At 63.3% G+C, this 18,647-nt stretch carries 17 protein-coding genes; 7 read left to right on the forward strand and 10 right to left on the reverse strand.

Annotated elements, in window-relative coordinates; all coding sequences use genetic code 11:
- Positions 1–63: 63 nt before the first annotated feature.
- Complete coding sequence (locus GN300_RS02555) at positions 64–1,092, reverse strand: DUF5336 domain-containing protein (protein WP_063315951.1); 1,029 nt, start codon at positions 1,090–1,092, stop codon at positions 64–66.
- A gap of 86 nt (positions 1,093–1,178) precedes the next feature.
- Here GN300_RS02555 and GN300_RS02560 point away from each other — a divergent pair, with 86 nt between their 5' ends.
- Positions 1,179–1,814: a YigZ family protein gene (locus tag GN300_RS02560; protein WP_003946418.1), complete on the forward strand. Its 636-nt coding sequence runs from the start codon at positions 1,179–1,181 to the stop codon at positions 1,812–1,814.
- Between the two features lie 42 nt (positions 1,815–1,856).
- Here the strand turns inward: GN300_RS02560 and sucD are convergent, their stop codons facing one another.
- The 3 genes from sucD to GN300_RS02575 all read right to left on the reverse strand — a co-directional run bounded on the left by sucD (position 1,857) and on the right by GN300_RS02575 (position 5,965).
- Positions 1,857–2,759, reverse strand: coding sequence for a succinate--CoA ligase subunit alpha (gene sucD, locus GN300_RS02565; RefSeq protein WP_003946432.1), 903 nt, complete (start codon positions 2,757–2,759; stop codon positions 1,857–1,859).
- Between the two features lie 15 nt (positions 2,760–2,774).
- On the reverse strand, positions 2,775–3,944 hold the full coding sequence (sucC, locus tag GN300_RS02570; protein WP_003946426.1) for an ADP-forming succinate--CoA ligase subunit beta: 1,170 nt from the start codon (positions 3,942–3,944) through the stop codon (positions 2,775–2,777).
- 179 nt (positions 3,945–4,123) lie between these two features.
- Complete coding sequence (locus tag GN300_RS02575; protein ID WP_233405564.1) at positions 4,124–5,965, reverse strand: hypothetical protein; 1,842 nt, start codon at positions 5,963–5,965, stop codon at positions 4,124–4,126.
- 232 nt (positions 5,966–6,197) lie between these two features.
- On the opposite strand from GN300_RS02575, the gene GN300_RS02580 reads away from it, so the two are divergent.
- A complete protein-coding gene (locus tag GN300_RS02580) occupies positions 6,198–7,220 on the forward strand; it encodes a M23 family metallopeptidase (RefSeq protein WP_030534879.1) in 1,023 nt (340 codons plus the stop codon).
- 78 nt (positions 7,221–7,298) lie between these two features.
- Here the strand turns inward: GN300_RS02580 and pcrA are convergent, their stop codons facing one another.
- Positions 7,299–9,791 carry a DNA helicase PcrA gene (gene pcrA / locus GN300_RS02585; protein WP_003946394.1) on the reverse strand — a complete coding sequence of 831 codons (2,493 nt, stop codon included), beginning with the start codon at positions 9,789–9,791 and terminating at the stop codon, positions 7,299–7,301.
- Between the two features lie 316 nt (positions 9,792–10,107).
- Here pcrA and GN300_RS02590 point away from each other — a divergent pair, with 316 nt between their 5' ends.
- Positions 10,108–10,434 carry a chorismate mutase gene (locus GN300_RS02590; protein WP_003946362.1) on the forward strand — a complete coding sequence of 109 codons (327 nt, stop codon included), beginning with the start codon at positions 10,108–10,110 and terminating at the stop codon, positions 10,432–10,434.
- A gap of 74 nt (positions 10,435–10,508) precedes the next feature.
- Here GN300_RS02590 and GN300_RS02595 read toward each other — a convergent pair whose 3' ends face one another.
- Positions 10,509–11,963 (reverse strand): NAD-dependent succinate-semialdehyde dehydrogenase, encoded by a 1,455-nt coding sequence (locus GN300_RS02595; protein ID WP_007727613.1) that lies wholly within the window; start codon positions 11,961–11,963, stop codon positions 10,509–10,511.
- A gap of 92 nt (positions 11,964–12,055) precedes the next feature.
- Here GN300_RS02595 and pgi point away from each other — a divergent pair, with 92 nt between their 5' ends.
- A complete protein-coding gene (gene pgi, locus GN300_RS02600; RefSeq protein ID WP_007727615.1) occupies positions 12,056–13,711 on the forward strand; it encodes a glucose-6-phosphate isomerase in 1,656 nt (551 codons plus the stop codon).
- A gap of 1 nt (position 13,712) precedes the next feature.
- On the opposite strand, the gene GN300_RS02605 is transcribed toward pgi, so the two are convergent.
- Positions 13,713–14,525 (reverse strand): FAD:protein FMN transferase, encoded by an 813-nt coding sequence (locus GN300_RS02605; protein WP_007727618.1) that lies wholly within the window; start codon positions 14,523–14,525, stop codon positions 13,713–13,715.
- 210 nt (positions 14,526–14,735) lie between these two features.
- Between GN300_RS02605 and GN300_RS02610 the strand changes: the two genes are divergently transcribed.
- Together GN300_RS02610 and GN300_RS02615 are read left to right on the forward strand one after the other, a co-directional pair.
- The gene (locus GN300_RS02610) at positions 14,736–14,912 is read left to right on the forward strand and encodes a hypothetical protein (protein WP_156511732.1); all 177 of its coding nucleotides are present in this window, start codon (positions 14,736–14,738) and stop codon (positions 14,910–14,912) included.
- A gap of 533 nt (positions 14,913–15,445) precedes the next feature.
- Positions 15,446–15,889 carry a helix-turn-helix domain-containing protein gene (locus tag GN300_RS02615; RefSeq protein WP_003946341.1) on the forward strand — a complete coding sequence of 148 codons (444 nt, stop codon included), beginning with the start codon at positions 15,446–15,448 and terminating at the stop codon, positions 15,887–15,889.
- Positions 15,890–15,915: 26 nt separating this feature from the next.
- Here the strand turns inward: GN300_RS02615 and GN300_RS02620 are convergent, their stop codons facing one another.
- From GN300_RS02620 to GN300_RS02630, 3 genes are read right to left on the reverse strand one after another with little or no spacing between them, the layout of a single operon-like run.
- Entirely contained in the window at positions 15,916–16,734 is an 819-nt protein-coding gene (locus tag GN300_RS02620; protein ID WP_007727621.1) for an ABC transporter permease, read from the reverse strand.
- Positions 16,694–17,545 carry an ABC transporter ATP-binding protein gene (locus GN300_RS02625; RefSeq protein WP_042921332.1) on the reverse strand — a complete coding sequence of 284 codons (852 nt, stop codon included), beginning with the start codon at positions 17,543–17,545 and terminating at the stop codon, positions 16,694–16,696. Before GN300_RS02625 ends, GN300_RS02620 begins: the two co-directional genes overlap by 41 nt.
- A 1-nt stretch (position 17,546) precedes the next feature.
- Positions 17,547–18,017: a MarR family winged helix-turn-helix transcriptional regulator gene (locus GN300_RS02630; protein ID WP_058226072.1), complete on the reverse strand. Its 471-nt coding sequence runs from the start codon at positions 18,015–18,017 to the stop codon at positions 17,547–17,549.
- 125 nt (positions 18,018–18,142) lie between these two features.
- On the opposite strand from GN300_RS02630, the gene GN300_RS02635 reads away from it, so the two are divergent.
- Positions 18,143–18,646: a hypothetical protein gene (locus GN300_RS02635; RefSeq protein ID WP_019744765.1), complete on the forward strand. Its 504-nt coding sequence runs from the start codon at positions 18,143–18,145 to the stop codon at positions 18,644–18,646.
- The last annotated feature ends 1 nt before the right edge of the window (position 18,647 follow it).

Here is an 18,647-nt window from a genome sequence, read left to right on the forward strand (position 1 = left end):
CGGAATGTGGCCTCCACCCGCAGCGGGTCGGAGGCCACATTCATGTTCGTGAACGAAGAAGTACTACTGCTGACGCTCGTCGGGGTTCTGCGAGCCGAAGACCTTGGTCTCGGCCGCGGAATCGCTGCTGCCCTGGTCAGGTTCCGCAGACGGCGTCGGCGCTTCGAAAGTGGGCGGCTCGAAGCCCGTCGGCTGCTCGGTCGAGCCAGTCTGCTGCTGGTTGTACGGCTGGCCGTAACCGCGTGGAGCGGTGAACTGATCCGACGAGTAACTCGGGTTCGGCTGGCCACCGGGCTGAGAGGTCAGCGGATAGTAAGACGACGTCGTCGCGGCCGACGAGTCGGTCTGTCCGGGATTCTGCACAGGGTTCTGACCGTAGGGAGGCGCAGTCTGGCCGTAAGGCTGCGAAGCGGTCGGGTCTGTGGGGGCGGCGTGCGCTCCCCCGTATCCCTGCTGTTGCGCCTGCCCGTACTGCGGATTCTGCTGGTACTGGCCCGGCTGCTGAGCCTGCTGAGGCTGGCCGTACTGAGCCTGTCCGTATCCCTGTGGCTGACCGGGCGCCTGGCCGTAAGGCTGCTGCTGACCGTACTGCTGAGCTACCGGTCGGGGCGCGGGCGCCTTCAGGATTCCGATCTCTAACAACAACGCGGCGACTGCGACGACGGTCTGCACGAACGAGAGGATCAGCACGATGATCAGGCCCCAACCGAGGCTGATGTCGACGTAGTCGCTGGTACCGACGGAGAACGCGGCGAACACCAAAGCGAAGAAACCCGTGAGGGTGAGCGCTGCGGCAATGCCTGCATACGACTGCTTCGGGAGCAGCGAGACGCCTGCGACCACACCGCCGGCGAAAACGAATCCGAGGCCGTAGATGCTCGATTCGAAGAAACTCGAACTGGTATCCAGGCCGCTACCGATGCCGCTGCTGCTTCCACTGATCGACGTGAAGGGCGCAAAACCGAGCAGGAAATTGATCAGGCCGAGTGCCGCGACGGCGATGAGCAGGATGAATCCGAGATTCTTGGTTCCACCGCCCGCTGCCGGCTGATTCGGTGGCCCGAAGCTGGGCCCTTGCGGCGTGAACGTCATGACTTCTCCTCGTAGACGGTCTTCGATGGTTACCAGCGTATGTGTCTCGACTTCGCACGCTAACACCGACAGGAGACAATGGGCAGATGCCCTTCACCCTCGCGCCCGGCGCCGACCACGTCGTCGAAACCGAGGTGAAGCACTCACGATTCATCGCCGCGCTTCACCGGGTAGACGACGCCGAAGCCGCCACGGAGTTCGTCGCGGAGCAGAAATCGCTGTATCCCGATGCGCGCCATCATTGTTCGGCTTTCGTGATCGGATACGAGGCGAACTCACGCGTCGAGCGTGCACACGACGACGGTGAACCGGGCGGCACTGCCGGGGTGCCGATGCTTCAGGTTCTCAAGTCTCGAGATCTGGTCGATGTGATTGTTGTCGTCACGCGCTATTTCGGCGGAATCAAGCTCGGCGCCGGTGGATTGGTCCGCGCGTATTCGGGAGCGGTCTCGGTGGCTCTCGATTCGGCCGAGCTTGTGGCCAGGGAGAGAAAGGTCCTGCGCACTTTGGCGATCCGGCACTCAGAGGCCGGTCGGGTGGAAGCGGAGCTGAGAGCGCGGGGCGTCTCGGTGCTCGGAACTACGTATGGATCGAAGGCGGTGATGACACTCGCCGCCGGTGACGCCGACGATCTCGACTCGATCGTCGCATCCATCACATCCGGTGCGGGGCAGTTGGAACCTGCCGGGTCGATGTGGGTCGATACCACTGTGCGTGGTTAAGGAGTCCGGAGACTCCCTAACCACGCACGGGGGCGAAGCCCCTTACAGGGACTGAAGAATCTCGCGAGCGAGAGCAGCGGTGGCGGACGGCGTCTTGCCGACCTTCACGCCTGCAGCTTCGAGAGCTTCCTGCTTGGCCTGAGCCGTTCCCGAGGAACCGGAGACGATGGCGCCGGCGTGGCCCATGGTCTTGCCTTCGGGAGCGGTGAAGCCTGCCACGTAGCCGACGACCGGCTTGGTGACGTTGGCCTTGATGTAATCGGCTGCACGCTCTTCGGCGTCGCCACCGATTTCACCGATCATCACGATGACCTTGGTCTCGGGATCCTTCTCGAACGCCTCGATGGCGTCGATGTGGGTGGTTCCGATGACCGGGTCGCCGCCGATGCCGATGGCGGTGGAGAAGCCGAAGTCACGGAGTTCGTACATCATCTGGTAGGTCAGGGTGCCCGACTTGGAGACCAGGCCGATGGGGCCGGTGCCTGCAATGTTGGCGGGCGTGATGCCGACGAGGGCCTCACCCGGGGTGATGATGCCGGGGCAGTTCGGTCCGATGATGCGGGTCTTCTTGCCCTTGGACTCGTTGTACGCCCAAGCGTAAGCGGAGTCCTGAACCGGGATGCCCTCGGTGATGACCACGAGGAGCGGGATCTCCGCGTCGATGGCCTCGACGATGGCGTCCTTCGAGAAGGCCGGGGGAACGAATGCGATGGAGACGTCTGCGCCGGTCTCCTTGATTGCCTCTTCGACCGTCGCGAAGACGGGGAGCTCGACAGGGGAACCGTCAGCTGCAACGTGCGAGACCGTGGTGCCGGCCTTGCGAGCGTTGACGCCGCCGACGACCTGGGTGCCGGCCTTGAGCATCAGAGCGGTGTGCTTGGTGCCCTCGCCGCCGGTGATGCCCTGGACGATGACCTTTGAATCCTTGGTGAGGAAGATTGCCATTGTTCTGTGAGTCCCTTACTTCGCTGCGTGAGCGAGTTCGGCGGCCTTGTCGGCGGCCTCGTCCATGGTTGCGACGACCGTGACCAGCGGGTGGTTGGCCTCGGCGAGGATGCGACGACCCTCTTCGACGTTGTTTCCGTCCAGGCGAACGACGAGCGGCTTGTTGGCCTCGTCACCCAGGGTCTTCAGTGCGCCGACGATGCCGTTGGCAACTGCGTCACACGCGGTGATGCCGCCGAAGACGTTGACGAACACGCTCTTGACCTGTGCATCGTTGAGGATGACATCCAGGCCGGCAGCCATGACTGCAGCGGAAGCTCCGCCGCCGATGTCGAGGAAGTTGGCGGGCTTGACGCCACCGTGGTTCTCGCCGGCGTATGCGACGACGTCCAGCGTGGACATGACCAGGCCTGCGCCGTTGCCGATGATTCCGACCTCACCGTCGAGCTTGACGTAGTTGAGGTCGTTTTCCTTGGCCTTGAGCTCGAGGGGATCGGTAGCGTCGCGATCCTCGAATGCCTCGTGGCCGGGCTGACGGAACGCTGCGTTCTCGTCGAGGGTGACCTTGCCGTCGAGGGCGAGGATCTGATCGTCAGGCGTACGAACGAGGGGGTTGACCTCGACGAGGAGTGCGTCTTCGCCGATGAAGACCTCCCACAGCTTCTGGATCGTCACGGCCGCTGCGTCGAGCACCTCTGCGGGCAGCTTTCCTGCCTCGGCGATGCTGCGCGCGAACGCGAGGTCGACGCCCTTGACTGCGTCGACGGGGATCTTGGCGAGAGCGTCGGGGTTCTCCTCGGCGGTGACCTCGATCTCGACGCCACCCTCTACCGAGCACATGGCCAGGTAGGTGCGGTTGGTGCGGTCGAGCAGGAAGGAGATGTAGTACTCCTCGGCAATGTCACTTGCCTCTGCGACCAGCAGCTTCTTGACGACATGGCCCTTGATGTCCAGGCCCAGGATTGCCTCGGCGTTTGCCACTGCGGCATCCACGTCGGGCGAGTACTTGACGCCACCGGCCTTGCCGCGGCCGCCTACCTTGACCTGTGCCTTCACCATCACGGGCTTACCGATTTCTTCGGCAATCTCGCGTGCGCCGGCGACTGTGTCTGTAACACGTCCAGCCGAAGTCGGCACTCCGTGCTTGGCGAAGAGTTCCTTCGCCTGGTATTCGAAGAGATCCATCTGCTCACCGTCTCGTCTGCGTTGTCACCCGCTCGAGGGGTAGGAGCGGGTCTGTTCTGGACTTTAACCAGTTGCCGCGTTCGGTTTGCGCCCGCATTGATGCTATGTGGCCCAAGTCACGCGCAATTGCCCGATGAGGCACGCCTCACCGATTCGGCAAGGTGGCCACACCGAATTTGTCAAGCATCAGTCTCACTGATTCTTGCGCTCGAGAACGCTGCAACGAGAAGCAACACTATGCCCGTGGCCGCTGTGATCGCACCCACCCCCACGGTTGCGTCCGATATGCGCGATGACGTGAGTGGCCACTCACCCACATACACCAGAGCTGCCACGGCAGATCCGATCAGCAATGCCGCGCCCCGCGACGGCCGCGCGGACGCTGCGATCACAGCGGCGATCACGACGGTGACGCCGACGAGCAGTTGACCCCAGACGTCAATTCCCCACGGCCACTCCAGAACTGAGGCCGCCGTATAGGCGTCGCCCCGATAGAGGGGAAGCGCGGTTCCGATCAGGACAGCGACGGCGCCGATCCCACCGACGAGAAGCACCAGCCCTCTCGAACCGCCACCTACCGACGTGTCGACATCCTCACGCTCGGCGCTTCCCGCCAGCCAGACGAGCAGTCCCGTCGCCGCAGCGAGGAAAGCCGCGCCGCAGAGCACGAAGGCACCGGCCCCCAACCCGACGCCCGGTACGTCCGTGGCGATGACAGCCGACTGCATGACAGCGGCGACTCCCATCACGACCGTGGTCCACAACACGCCGACGGCCGGCCGCACCACCGCGGCGCGGCCCGGGGCGAACAGGCCCAGACCGGCGACCAGCAGTACAGCAGTCGCGAGCAAGACAACTCGAGACGAAAGCATGGACGGTTCGGGGATGTTCTCCGGCAACGACAGGACCGGAAGTGCCACCCCCAGGGCTGCCACTGCTGCGGTGACAACTGCGCCGATACCGGCAACGCGGTGAAGTCTGTTCACCCGCGCTTGCGCCGCCCGGGACTGAGCCACCATCGCCGCTTTCAGCGCACCCTTTGTCGTCTTCGCGGGTGCGCGAACCACACTTTCAGCAGGAATCGCATCTGTTTCACGCCTGGAAGCGAGGTAGGGAGCTGAAACTCCGATCACGGCGATGACCACGGCGGCCAGTGCCCCGACCACCGATCCCGAACCGACGCCGATCCGATCGCCGGCCGCGAACCCAGACATCACCCTGGTTCCACTGACTGCGAGTGCGCCGAGACCGACACCGATCAGGGCGCCGCAGCCCACCGGTAGCGAGATGGACGTCAATGCCGCCGCGACCGCAACGAGTACCGCGACGCCGATTAATCCCGTACCGACGGCGGTGGCCGCCGCCGAGTCGACGAGCGGTTTGACCAGAAAGATCGGATCCTGCGAACTGAAGGAAGGACCGAACAGGGAGAGCACGAACACCACCGCGGCCAGAATCAGCAGCGCTGTCGGCCACCCACCGATCCGCCCGCCAACCGATCGCCCGTCGAATTCCGCGGCGCGAGCGCTGCCGTATCCGTCCCGCTCTGATTCACGATGGACGACCATGAAGCCGAGGACACCAGACACCACAAGAAGTCCGTGGCCCGCGAGCGCGAGATAAGCGCCCGGACCCGCATCGATCGAACCCGCCGAAATCGGACGGAAAAGGTCCAAGCGGTTTGCATCGATTGCGTCGACGAACAACTGAACGTCGAGGATCGCCGCGCCGAGGGACACCGCGCCGATACCTGCCAGGAGTCCACCTGCGAAGGCGGGCCTGCGCCCCGAGGTGAGCACCGCAACCAGCGGCACGACGATCGTGCAGACGGCAGCGAAGAGAGCGGCGGAAGCAAGAGCCCCCGTCGTGTCGACCCCGCGGCCACTCCCGACTCCGACGACGGGACTGGCTGCCACTCCGACGGCACCGAGCAGTCCGATTACCGCCGCGAGTGGCGCCCCGGACTTCACTCCGGGGTCGTCGATACGCGCCTGCGACGTAGTTCCAGGTGTTGTGGACACTCGATCGACGGTAGTGCCTGAATGGACCGGTGATCCGGTTGTGACACGCGCGATCACGAAACGAGATGATTCGTCCGTTTTGCCCGGATCGACATATTCCCAGGTCAAGCTGTGAGGCACGTCACATAATTGGACAGGTTTCCGCTACGGCTTGCGCCCATCGCAATCATTTCGTTACCGTCAGTCGGTCTAAGTCACGGGCTGATCACGAACTCGAGGAGAGAACCGGCATATGCATCACCGCAGCCAGTTCACCGCTAGTAGGTTCTCGAACTCAGCTCCAGACGAGGTCACGACCACTTATCCAACGCACTCGGCCAGGCGTTACACCGAGACCAAAAGTTCTGAGATCTCTACCGATATGTTCACTCGAAATTCATCCTCCACGTCGTCAGATTCCGACTCTCACGAGTTCGTCGAGTCCGACGTGATCAGCACCCCCACTTACGCCTCCTCCGCACCGACAGTCGATGTCGAATCTCCGGTTCGCCGCAGCGGTGCTCACCGACTCCCCACCCCTCCCTCCGCTCTCAAGGGCCGCGCCGCCGTTCTGGCAGTTGCAGCCGGCGCGGTTGTCGCCGCGGGCCAGGCAGTTGTCAACGACGGTTCCTCTTCTGCCGCCGACCACTCGGAAGTTGCACTCGCCAACGAGTCCTCCGCGATCGGTACCACCGCAGAACCGCAGGCCGCTCAGTTCGCTCCGGCCACCTCCACGGCAGCCACCACCGAGGCCGACGCTCCGCAGGTCCTCAACGTCGCAGCACCGACCGACCTCTCCCAGTTCAGCAACCTGCTTGCCAAGGGCCAGCGTTTCAGTGACGAGCGCGCAGCACGCGAAGCCGCTGCCCGTCGCCCGCTGTTCGTCCTGCCGGCAGTGGGCACGTTCACGTCCAACTTCGGCACCCGCTGGGGCACCCTGCACGCCGGCGTCGACATCGCCGCCCCGATCGGGACGCCCATCGTCGCCGTCGCCGACGGCAAGGTCATCGATTCAGGTCCGGCTTCCGGGTTCGGCATGTGGGTACGCCTACAGCACGCAGACGGAACGATCACCGTCTACGGCCACATCGACACGTCCACCGTCACGGTTGGTCAGCAGGTCATGGCCGGCGACCAGATCGCCACTGTCGGCAACCGCGGCTTCTCCACCGGCCCTCACCTTCACTTCGAGGTTCATCTCGCCGGCGAGAACAAGATCGATCCCCTCCCCTGGCTCGCCTCACGCGGCATCAGCCTCGGCGTCGAGCAGGACTGATCGCAAGCCCAACGCTTCTGATGAAAAACTTCCGGCCCGCACCTTTCCAGGTACGGGCCGGAAGTTTTCGCCTGTCTTCTACAGCTTGACCATCGGCACACCGCCGATGAGCATCAACCGCACCTTGCCCGCGCTACCGAAGTCGATGGTGACCGTCGCGGTGGGGCCAGTGCCCTTGGTTTCCAACACGGTGCCCAGACCGTACTTGTCGTGACTGACGCGGTCACCCGTGGCGAGGACCAGAACGTTGTTGCGGCCACGCGCGGCACCGAAACTGGGAGTCGACGCGGCCTTGCCGGACCCTCCCCCGTAGTTCTGCCCGCCGCCGTATCCCTGGCCGCCCTGGCTGCCGTAGCGGCTTCCGCTGCCGTAACCCGGCCTGCCGCTTCCGAATCCGCCACCGGTGCCCGGATCCTCACGGCGCCAGTTGATCAGGTCCTCCGGAATCTCCTGGATGAACCGCGACGCCGGGTTCTGGATCGGTTGCCCCCACGCCGAACGCATGATCGCGCGCGTCAGGTACAGGCGCTGCCTGGCACGGGTGATGCCGACGTAAGCAAGTCGACGCTCTTCGGACAGCTCCGCCGGATCGCCGAGGGCGCGCATGTGCGGGAACTGCCCGTCCTCCCAACCGGTGACGAAGACGACCGGGAACTCGAGGCCCTTGGCGGTGTGAAGCGTCATCATGGTCACGACGCCGTCGTCGGAGTCCGGCAGTTGATCGGCGTCGGCGACAAGCGATACCCGTTCGAGGAAGGCGGCAAGCGAACCCGGATCGGGTTCACCTTCACGCATTGCTGCGGTTTCCTCGTCGTCCGGATCGATCAGCCCGGCCGCGTTTCGCGCGTCGGAACTGAATTCCCTTGCCACGCTGACGAGTTCGTTCAAGTTGTCGAGTCGCGCGCCATCCTGCGGATCGCTGCTCGCCGCAAGCTCGGCGCGGTAGCCGGTGCGCTCGAGCACCGCCTCGGCAACCTCACCGATGTCACCGAGCTCGAACGGTTCGTCCTCGTCGGCGGCCGCTGTCGGTAGCAGGGCCCGCAGCCCGTCCATCATCTCGAGGAACGACGCGATGGCCTTCTGTGACCGCGTATTGAGCAGCGCCACTTTGCCTTCCGCGCCGTCACGGAGAGCGGCGGCGAAGCTGATGTTGCGATGCTCGGAGTGCACGGCGACGCAGGCTTCGGCTCGATCACCGATACCGCGTCGGGGCGTGTTGAGAATGCGTCGCAGGCTCACGGTGTCGTCCTCGTTGGCGAGGACGCGCAGATACGCGACGATGTCCCGAACTTCCTTGCGCTCGTAGAAGCGAACGCCGCCGACCACCTTGTACGGCACTCCGAGTCGAATGAAGATCTCCTCGAGCGCGCGCGAGGAGTTGTTGGTCCGGTAGAACACCGCGATGTCGGCGAACTTGGTCTCGCCCTGGTCCACCAGCCGATCGATCTCCGAGGCGACAAACGATGCTTCGTCGTGCTCGTTGTCTGCAACGTAGCCGACGATCAGTTCGCCTTCACCCGAATCGGTCCACAGACGCTTTTCTCGTCGGCCGGTGTTCTTGGAAATCACGGAGTTGGCCGCAGACAGAATGTTCTGCGTCGAACGGTAGTTCTGTTCGAGAAGGATGGTCCGAGCATCCGGGTAGTCGCGTTCGAACTCTTCGATGTTGCGGATAGTGGCTCCGCGGAATGCGTAGATCGACTGATCGGCGTCACCGACGACGCACAGTTCGGCCGGGGCAACGGCGTGGTCGGACTCGCCGGCACCGCCGACCAGTTCACGCACAAGCATGTATTGCGCGTGGTTGGTGTCCTGGTACTCGTCGACGAGCACGTGACGGAAGCGGCGGCGGTAGTACTCGGCGATCTGTGGAAACGCCTGAAGAAGCGCGACGGTCTCACCGATGAGATCGTCGAAGTCGAGTGCGTTCGCCGCACGCAGCCGCTGTTGGTAGTGGCCGTAGACCTTGGCGATCAGTCGCGGAAGTTCGGCCGGATCCTGATCGGCTGCGACAACCGCCTCTTCCGGTCCGACGAGTTCGTTCTTCAGATTGGAGATATGCGTAGCGAGAAGCCGCGCGGAGAATCGTTTGGTGTCGAGCTCGAGGTCCTTCGAGATCATCGTCAGCAGTCGACGCGAATCGTCGGAATCGTAGATCGAGAAATTCGAGTTCAAACCGGGTAGGAGCGCCGCCTGTGCTCGCAGAATCCGCACGCAACTGGAGTGGAACGTCGAGACCCACATGGCGTTGGCACGCGGTCCGACAAGAGCTGCCACACGCTCGCGCATCTCGGCCGCAGCCTTGTTGGTGAACGTGATGGCCAGGATCTGACCGGGGGTGACACCCCGTTCGGCCAGCAGATAGGCGATACGACGCGTCAGCACTGCAGTCTTGCCCGAGCCGGCGCCCGCGACTATCAGCAACGGCGAACCGGCATGGACCACGGCCTCGCGCTGTTGCGGGTTGAGACCCTCGAGGAGGGCGTCCGAACCCGCGTCGTGTCCCCGCGCGCCGCCCCCGTCGTGCTGGGAATGTCCGTCGTGCTCACCGAGTGCTGGGTACGTGTTCATCGCCTGTCCACGCTACCGGCGTCCACCGACACGGTCGTCAGTGCGTCCACCTGCTGGTAGAGGCACTTGGATTACCTGTGTCGAGCATGGCAAACTGGACGCTATGTTCAGCATTTCCGTTCGCGACAACACGGCCGACCCCGTCGGCCCGCTGTGGCGTTACTTTACGTGCCCCGGACCTCGGTGCACGTGATCTGAACAGCTCACCCGCCCCTGGTCCGAATCGGATCCGGGGCATTTTCGTCAGTGTGCCTGGATCGGTAACGACCCGAGCCGAGACCACGATCCACGCAGTAGGAAGAGGAGACGAATAGCAATGAGCACCCAGGCTGCAGCCCCCCATGGAAATACTGTCGATACTGTAAAAACTGCTCCGACAGACGTCGAGATCCCCCAGAGTGAGGCGGAGATCGACGAACTACGGAAAGAAATCGACCGTCTCGACGCCGAGATCCTCGCGGCCATCAAACGTCGCTCCGAGGTCTCCCAGATCATCGGCCGTACCCGGATGGCATCGGGTGGTCCGCGTCTGGTGCACAGCCGCGAGATGAAGGTCCTCGAACGATTCAACGAGCTGGGCCAGGAAGGCCACACCCTCGCGATGCTGCTCCTGCGCCTGGGCCGCGGACGCCTGGGCCACTAGCGCACGACCTGTTCACTTGCGAACGGCCACATCGGATGCCTCTGGCAGTCCCGATGTGGCCGTTCGCGTGTGTATCAGCTCTCGAGCGCGATGTACTTCGTGTTCAGGTATTCCTCGATCCCCTCGGTCCCGCCCTCGCGGCCGAATCCGGATTCCTTCACGCCACCGAACGGCGCTGCCGCGTCCGAGATCACTCCGCGGTTGACGCCGATCATTCCTGATTCCAGTGCATCGGAAACCCGAAGCGCACGGTCGAGATCCCTTGTGAAGATGTACGCGGCCAGTCCGAACTCGGTGTCGTTGGCGGCTGCGATTCCCTCGGCTTCGGTGTCGAAGCCGGTGATCGCGGCGACGGGTCCGAACACCTCTTCTTTCAGAATCCGCGCGCTGGCCGGAACGTCTGCCAACACCGTGGCTGGATAGAAGTACCCTTCACCACCCGGCGCTTCGCCGCCCAGTCGCACCTTCGCCCCGGCATCCACCGCATCTGCAACCAACTCCGCGACCGTGTCGAGTTGGTTCTGGTTGATCAGCGGGCCGAGCTTCGTCTCCGGGTCGGTACCGGGTCCCATCGTGAAAGTCGCCATCTTCTCGGTCAGCTTGGTCGTGAACTCTTCACGCACGGCGTTGGCGACGTGGAACCGGTTGGCGGCGGTGCATGCTTCGCCTCCGTTGCGAAGCTTCGCCAGTACCGCGCCCTCGACTGCCTTGTCGACGTCCGCGTCGTCGAACACCACGAAGGGTGCGTTGCCACCCAATTCCATCGACGTGCGGAGCAATCGCTTCGCGGACTTCTCCACCAGCATCTTGCCGACGCCGGTGGACCCGGTGAAGGTGAGCTTGCGCAGTCGAGGGTCGTCGATGAGAGGGCCGGTCACTTCACCGGATTTCGATGTCGGCAACACCGAGAGGACTCCGTCGGGCAACCCGGCTTCGGCCATGAGCTGAGCAAGCAACAACATCGTCAACGGGGTCTCCGAGGCGGGCTTGACGATGATCGTGCAGCCGGCGGCCAACGCCGGGCCGATCTTGCGGGTACCCATCGCCAACGGGAAATTCCAGGGAGTGATGGCCAGACACGGTCCGACCGGCGCCTTGGTGACAAGGATCCGGCCGTTGCCCGCCGGCGCCGGCGTGTAGCGCCCGCCGATGCGAACGGCCTCCTCGCTGAACCACCGGAAGAACTCCGCCCCGTACTTCACCTCGGCGCGACTTTCGGCGAGTGCCTTGCCCATTTCGAGGGTCATCAGCAGCGCCACGTCCTCGGCTCGCTCGGTGATCTTCTCGAAAACGGCTCGCAGGATTTCACCACGCTCGCGCGCAGGTGTGCTCGCCCACTTCGACGAGACGGCGACGGCTTCGTCGAGAGCGCGCAGCGCGTCCGCGGGGCTCGCATCGGCGACATCGGTCAACGATTTCCCGGTCGCCGGATCCGCCACCGGGAAGGTCGCGTTGTTCTCCGCGGGCACGAACCGACCGCCGACGAACAACTGGGTGGGAACTGATCGAATGAATTCGAATGTGTCCATGGGTTCCATGATGCTCGTCGGAGCCGCGTCCGTCTGCCCGCGAGCGAGACTCACGCGGAAGTTTCCAGCTTGTGCCACTAAAGTCGATGATCGTGAGCACTGACATCACCGGAACCTCAGCCTGGCAGAAACTGCGCGCTCATTACGCCGACATCGAAGGCGTTCACCTGCGAGAACTCTTCCAGGACGATCCAGCCCGCGGGCGAGAGCTGACGATCGACGCCGGTGATCTTCACATCGACTACAGCAAGCATCGCGTCAGCCGCGAGACTCTCGCGCTGCTCGTCGACCTGGCCCGCGAGGCCGGCGTCGAGGCACGACGCGACGCGATGTTCGCGGGCGATCACATCAACACTTCCGAAGACCGCGCCGTACTACACACAGCGCTGCGTCTGCCCAAGGATTCTGCGCTGACCGTCGACGGTCAAGACGTCGTCGCCGACGTTCACGAAGTTCTGGACGCGATGGGCGCTTTTGCCGATCGTGTGCGCAGCGGCGAGTGGACCGGAGCTACCGGCAAGCGCATCCGCACCATCGTCAACATCGGCATCGGCGGTTCCGACCTCGGGCCGGTGATGGTCTACCGCGCATTACGGCATTACGCCGACGCCGGAATCAGCGTCCGGTTCGTCTCCAACATCGACCCTGTCGATCTGGTCGGACAGCTCGACGACCTCGATCCGGAGACGACGCTCTTCATCGTCGCATCCAAGACGTTCTCCACCCTCGAGACCCTCACCAACGCGACAGCGGCAAAGCGTTGGCTGTTCGCCGGTCTGGGCAGCGAAGACGTCTCAGCCGTAGCCAAGCATTTCGTCGCAGTCTCCACCCACGGTGACCGCGTGGCGGAGTTCGGCATCGACACCGCGAACATGTTCGGGTTCTGGGATTGGGTCGGCGGGCGCTACTCCGTCGACTCGGCGATCGGCTTGTCGGTCATGTGTGCCGTCGGACCCGTTCGCTTTGCGGAGTTCCTCGACGGTTTCCACCAGATCGACACGCACTTCCGAAACCAACCGCTCGAGCAGAACGCGCCGGTCCTCCTCGGCCTCATCGGGCTCTGGTACTCCAACTTCTTCGGCGCACAGTCCCGCGCAGTTCTGCCCTACTCCAACGACTTGCTGCGCTTTCCCGCCTACCTGCAGCAGCTGACCATGGAGTCCAACGGCAAATCGGTTCGCGCCGACGGCTCACCGGTGACCACGTCCACCGGTGAGATCTTCTGGGGCGAGCCCGGAACCAACGGCCAACACGCCTTCTACCAACTCCTGCATCAGGGCACCTGGCTGGTGCCTGCCGATTTCATCGGGTTCGCGGAATCCACCGACGATCTGCCTACTGCGGACGGCACGGGATCAATGCACGATCTGCTCATGAGTAACTTCTTCGCTCAGACAAAGGTTCTCGCGTTCGGGAAGACTGCCGAAGAAATCGCGTCAGAGGGCACTGCTCCGGAGCTGGTGCCACACAAGGTGATGCCAGGCAACCGACCGTCGAGCACTATCTTGGCGAAGGAGCTGACCCCCTCGGTCGTCGGTCAGCTGATCGCACTTTACGAGCACCAGGTATTTGTCGAAGGTGCTGTCTGGGGTGTCAATCCGTTCGATCAGTGGGGCGTCGAACTCGGCAAGACACAAGCCATGGAACTGGGGCCTGCGCTCTCTTCCGAAGCAGCACCCGGCGACCTCGGCGACACATCCACAGATGCTCTGGTGCAGTGGTACCGCAGAGAGCGCGGACGGGCCTGACTCACGCGGCCGCCGGGCCGAACCAACTTTCCGTTGTGTACACGCGTCCGGATCGGTCGACGAGCCGAGCCCGAAGCTCTTGCTGTTCAACCCATTTGATGGCGCTTATCCCCCGGATCAACGCAGCTTCGCTCGCGGCGTACGCCCACACCGCGTCGTCAGCAATCACCGAGACCTGTGCCCATTCCGTGGAGGGCCGCTCCTGGTTCGGCTCCCAGGAGGGCAGCTCCAGCGCCCGCGCCGTCGCCATCGCGGTTCCGTTGATCAGTTCGACTTCTTCGCTGTCCGGCACCGGAATCTGCCAGCCACCAGCCGGTGCATGGCCGGCCGTGGCGATCACGTCGCCGATCCGCACAGCAACGCCGCATTGTAATTCGGCGGCGACGATCTGCGCGGCGCGATCGACGGTGTCGGCCTTGGCAACTCCGGTGATGTCGAACGACGCACCCCAGGGCGCGTACACCACGTCTCCGTCGAGCTGTACGTCCTCGAACGTCGGGGTCGGGTGCACCGGAGGGATGGATTCGTCCTCGGAGTAGTTGTCGGCAAGCGGATTGACTGCACCGCCGGTCATACGGGCAGCCCACAGCGCCGACCGCAGCAGAGCCGACATACGTCGTGTCACTTTGACCGGAGTTCCCTGAGCGAGGTTGACGGCGTGAATCTCGGCGTCTCCCCGGCGAAGGTCGCAGACCGCTTCGGTTTCGTCGATGGCAGCTGCGATCAACGCGTGCGCAGTAGGCAGCGCAGCGCCCTCGGTGACGTCCACCTCCACGGCGGAATCCCACATCGCCCACTTCTCGACACTGACCATGTCAGTCCTGCCCTTCGAACACACTGTGTTGTAACCAGTATGCGCCGGTCAGCAACCCCCGTGCCATAAAGCGCTTCCGAGGCCGAGGCACACATGCCGCAGGTTGAGCAGCGCACGGCGGGGACTGGATGGTAGATCTGTGCGACAGAATTGCCGCCTGGACTGTCGCCCTCCGTGTGCAAGACGTGTAATCCTCCACATGGTTCTGACATGCACCTGACTGCGACGACGTCGACTACTACTGGCGCAGCGGGCAATTCCGATCCGAAAGACGCAGAGTCGACGCTCGACATGTCCGGCCGGCCGGCTGCGCTTCGAGCCCGGTCCGCCGCAGCAACACGCCCGGGCGGCGCTATGTCACCGCATGAACCTTATGTCACCGCATGAAAAATGGGGACCGACGAGAAGCACTGTGTTCCAACGTCGATGACATACCAATCGGCCGCTTTCAATGCGCGTCACTTTCGCAGGTGGACACACCTGAGCGCTCACTCTCGAGTGCAGCAAAATACGGGCCCACCACTGCGCGCGAGCGTCGAGCAGAGCACCGAGAAGAAGTCCCGAACACGCGGCGCGCCAACCGCCGGCACGACGACGCCCGGTGCCCGGCGGCAGCGCTTCGCACGTTACAGACCGAGCAGGAATGCATCGACACAAAATGGATAGGACCGGCTGAAAGAACCTGCAGCACAATGGCGTAACCACCACCGTTCGGCTTATACGCTACCGCCGTACACCTTGGCAAAACGAACGGTCAGTACGCGGCGAAAATCACATACTTTACAAAGTCTTTGGAATTTTTCTGCGCCAAATATCCGCAGGTGAAAGGACTTTCGACCAGAGTCCAGAATAACCGTGTCGTCTACTATGTGAAAACTGCGAAGTAGCTGTGACGCTGGGTCACGCTCGAGGGAGGAATTGTGACCGATTCATTCAAGGACCGTTTGAACGCCTTGTACCCGGCCACAGCACCGAGACTCACCAACGCACAAGTTGTGGAAGCCCTTTCGCAACGTGGATGCAAGATTTCGACACCGTACCTCTCGCAACTCCGGAGCGGTGTGCGCACGAATCCATCGGAGCAAGTCGTTTTGGCATTGGCCGATTACTTCGGCGTGGCAGCAGAGTACTTCTTCGGCCCGACACCTCGCCAAGATCCCGAACTGATTCCGGAAGAAGACCGTTCGGTTGTCGAGGAGTTCCACGACAGCGAATTACGTTCTCTGGCCATAAAAGCGGTCGATCTCTCCCCTGAATCGCAGGACTTGCTCTCATCGATTGCGGAGAAACTTCGCTCGTCCGAAGGACTCCCGGCCGTCCCTCCGGATTGCAGCACCTACACCCCACCGTTCACTCGCGACTAGTCCGGAGCGAAGTTCAGCGAGTCAGATCAGCGAGTCAAGCGGCCCAATAGTGCCGAAGCTGTGATGATTCCGAGCAGCGCGGCCCCGATCAGCACGCCGAAGTCGACGAGGTAGTCGGTCGGCATTCCGATCAGCAGACCGCGCAGCGCTGACACCTCGTAACTCAGCGGATTGATGCGACTGAGCCACTGAACCCACGTCGGCATGAGTTCGACCGGGTACAGAGCGTTGGACGCGAAGAACAACGGCATGGTGATCGCCTGGCCGATGCCCATCAATCGATCTCGTTTGAGCACGATCCCCGCGATCGCAACCGACAGACAGGCGAAGAACGCCGAGCCGAGGACAACGACAGCCACGACGCCGAGCAACTTGATCGGGTTCCACGTCATGCTCACGCCCAGCAGCGCCGCTACAACGACTACGACCACGGCCTGGGCGACCGCACGGATACCGGCCGCAAATGCCTTTCCGGTGACCAGCGCGGCTCGTGGCGTCGGCGTCACCATGAGTTTGGTGAGGACTCCCGCGTCACGCTCCCAGATGATCTGGATTCCGTAGAAGATCGCAACAAAAAGCGCGGACTGCGCAATGATGCCCGGCGCGAGAAAGTCGAGATACGGTACGTCGCCAGTCGGGATCGCTCGGATATGACTGAACGTCTGACCGAAGATCACCAACCAGAGGATCGGCTGGATTGCGCGCGTGACCAATTCAGATCGGTCGTGCCGCAACTTCTGAACTTCCACGAGGCAGAATGTGTAAATTCTCGAGAGCAATCGAGCAAGACTGTTGGTAGTGGGATCAGCCCAAGCGGCGCGCTGTGCGACGGGCACTGCGGACATCGTGGAGACCTCCTGACTTGTCGCCGGTGAGATCGTCGCCGGTGTAGTGACGGAACACGTCTTCGAGAGTGACCTCCGGCCCCAGTTCGGCGGCCAACGCGCTCGGCTCGCCCACCGCACGAAGTTCACCGTGATGCATCAACGCAACACGATCACACAACTCCTCCGCTTCTTCCATGTAGTGCGTCGTGAGCAGCACAGTCATGCCGTACTGCTTCTGCATCTCCGCCACTCGCTGCCAGACGGATTCGCGGGCAATGGGATCCAGCCCCACCGTCGGTTCGTCGAGCACCAGCAACGACGGTCGGTTCACCAGCGCCTGCGCAAGTTCGAGACGTCGCACCATACCGCCGGAGAAACCCGACGCCAGACGATCACCTGAATCGAGTAGGTCCACCATCTCGAGCGCCTGGTCGACGCGCTCGCGTCGTTCGGACCGCGGAACGTCGTACAGTCGCGCGAACCAGGTCACGTTCTCGCGTGCGGTCAATGCGCTTTCGATCGAGAGCTGTTGTGGCACGTACCCGAGGTAGCGCCGAATGGTCATCGCCTCGGTACGAACTGAGCGACCGAGAATCCGAATGTCACCGTCTTGCAGAGGAAGTAACGTGTTGAGCAACCTGATCGTCGTAGTCTTTCCTGCGCCGTTGGGACCGAGCAGGCCGAAACACTCCCCCGCATTGATGACCAGACTCAGGTTGTCCACCGCGCGGTGGTCGCCGAACTTGTATGTAACCGAGTCGATCTCGACCGCGTGTGCGCCGGGGTCGGGTGAACCTGCCGCTCGGCTCTTCCACCACTGTGTCAGCATCTCACTGCCCCCCGCCTTCCGATCCGGCTGCTGCCAGAGCGCTCGCCAATCGAGACAGGGCCGGTAGAGCAGCCTCGATACTTGCCCTGTCCTCTGCGGTCAGAGTCGACAATGCCTGACCGACAATCACACTCCGGCGATCACGCCACACCTCGACGCGGGCGCGCGCCTCGTCCGCGAGCACCAATCGCGCGACGCGGCGGTCGGCCTCGTCGGCAACGCGTTCGATCACTCCCTCGTCGACGAGCTGCCGCACCAAGGTGGACACCGTGTTTGCCGCGACACCCAATCGCCCGGCAGCCTCGGCCACCGACAGACCCGGGTTGCGTCGTAGCAGCCTGACGAGTTCGATCTGGGCGCCGGCGAGCGGTCGTTCCGCAAACGGCCGCCCCGACGCCTTCCTCGTGCCCCGGCGCAATTGTCCGAGCGCCTCCAGGACGTCATCCGCAAGATTTGCTCCGCTTCCATCCACAACCTCACAATAGCTCTGTAACAGAGCTATTGTCGAGGAATCCGGACGCCCGGCGTTTTCAGCTCGTCCGCAACGGGTATCCCCGATTGCTTGTCCCGAGCACTCCCGCCCAGAACGGAGACGTCATGCGCAGACAGTGGTTGTTCGCGACGGTTGCGAGTAGCGCCCTGATCCTCACCGGTTGCTCGCCCGACGCCCTCGATTCCGGGGACAGCGCAGACAACGTCACTGCCATTGCGACGTCGCTGTCGCCACCCGCCGCCGCTGATGCACCCCTGCTGAAGACCGCCGACTCCCCACTCGGGACGATCGCCGTCGACGGCGAAGGCATGACCGTCTACGTCTACAACCCGGACGAGGAGAACTCACAAGCCGGGTCGTGCGACGAAGCGTGCCTGCGTTACTGGCCGGCGGTCACCTCGGTCACGGATTCGCCGATCGTCGAAGGAATCGACGCCGTCATCGACACTGTCGACGGGCCTGAAGGATCTTTCCAGATCACCGTCAACGGCAAGCCCGTCTATCGGTACCTCGACGACAAGGTTCCCGGAGACATGCTCGGACAGAGCGTCGGCAGCCTGTGGTGGATGATCGACGCCGCCGGAAACCCCGTGTTCAAGACTGAGTAAC

It is taken from the genome of Rhodococcus sp. Ni2, from assembly GCF_021352185.1.
Classification (GTDB): domain Bacteria; phylum Actinomycetota; class Actinomycetes; order Mycobacteriales; family Mycobacteriaceae; genus Rhodococcus_F; species Rhodococcus_F qingshengii.

What these genes read in the sequence shown, in the direction of transcription:
- GN300_RS02555 (WP_063315951.1), bottom strand. Translation starts at nt 1,092, where the DNA reads ATGACGTTCACGCCGCAAGGGCCCAGCTTCGGGCCACCGAATCAGCCG.
- GN300_RS02560 (WP_003946418.1), top strand. Translation starts at nt 1,179, where the DNA reads ATGCCCTTCACCCTCGCGCCCGGCGCCGACCACGTCGTCGAAACCGAG.
- sucD (WP_003946432.1), bottom strand. Translation starts at nt 2,759, where the DNA reads ATGGCAATCTTCCTCACCAAGGATTCAAAGGTCATCGTCCAGGGCATC.
- sucC (WP_003946426.1), bottom strand. Translation starts at nt 3,944, where the DNA reads ATGGATCTCTTCGAATACCAGGCGAAGGAACTCTTCGCCAAGCACGGA.
- GN300_RS02580 (WP_030534879.1), top strand. Translation starts at nt 6,198, where the DNA reads ATGCATCACCGCAGCCAGTTCACCGCTAGTAGGTTCTCGAACTCAGCT.
- pcrA (WP_003946394.1), bottom strand. Translation starts at nt 9,791, where the DNA reads ATGAACACGTACCCAGCACTCGGTGAGCACGACGGACATTCCCAGCAC.
- GN300_RS02590 (WP_003946362.1), top strand. Translation starts at nt 10,108, where the DNA reads ATGAGCACCCAGGCTGCAGCCCCCCATGGAAATACTGTCGATACTGTA.
- GN300_RS02595 (WP_007727613.1), bottom strand. Translation starts at nt 11,963, where the DNA reads ATGGACACATTCGAATTCATTCGATCAGTTCCCACCCAGTTGTTCGTC.
- GN300_RS02605 (WP_007727618.1), bottom strand. Translation starts at nt 14,525, where the DNA reads ATGGTCAGTGTCGAGAAGTGGGCGATGTGGGATTCCGCCGTGGAGGTG.
- GN300_RS02610 (WP_156511732.1), top strand. Translation starts at nt 14,736, where the DNA reads ATGCACCTGACTGCGACGACGTCGACTACTACTGGCGCAGCGGGCAAT.
- GN300_RS02620 (WP_007727621.1), bottom strand. Translation starts at nt 16,734, where the DNA reads ATGTCCGCAGTGCCCGTCGCACAGCGCGCCGCTTGGGCTGATCCCACT.
- GN300_RS02625 (WP_042921332.1), bottom strand. Translation starts at nt 17,545, where the DNA reads ATGCTGACACAGTGGTGGAAGAGCCGAGCGGCAGGTTCACCCGACCCC.
- GN300_RS02635 (WP_019744765.1), top strand. Translation starts at nt 18,143, where the DNA reads ATGCGCAGACAGTGGTTGTTCGCGACGGTTGCGAGTAGCGCCCTGATC.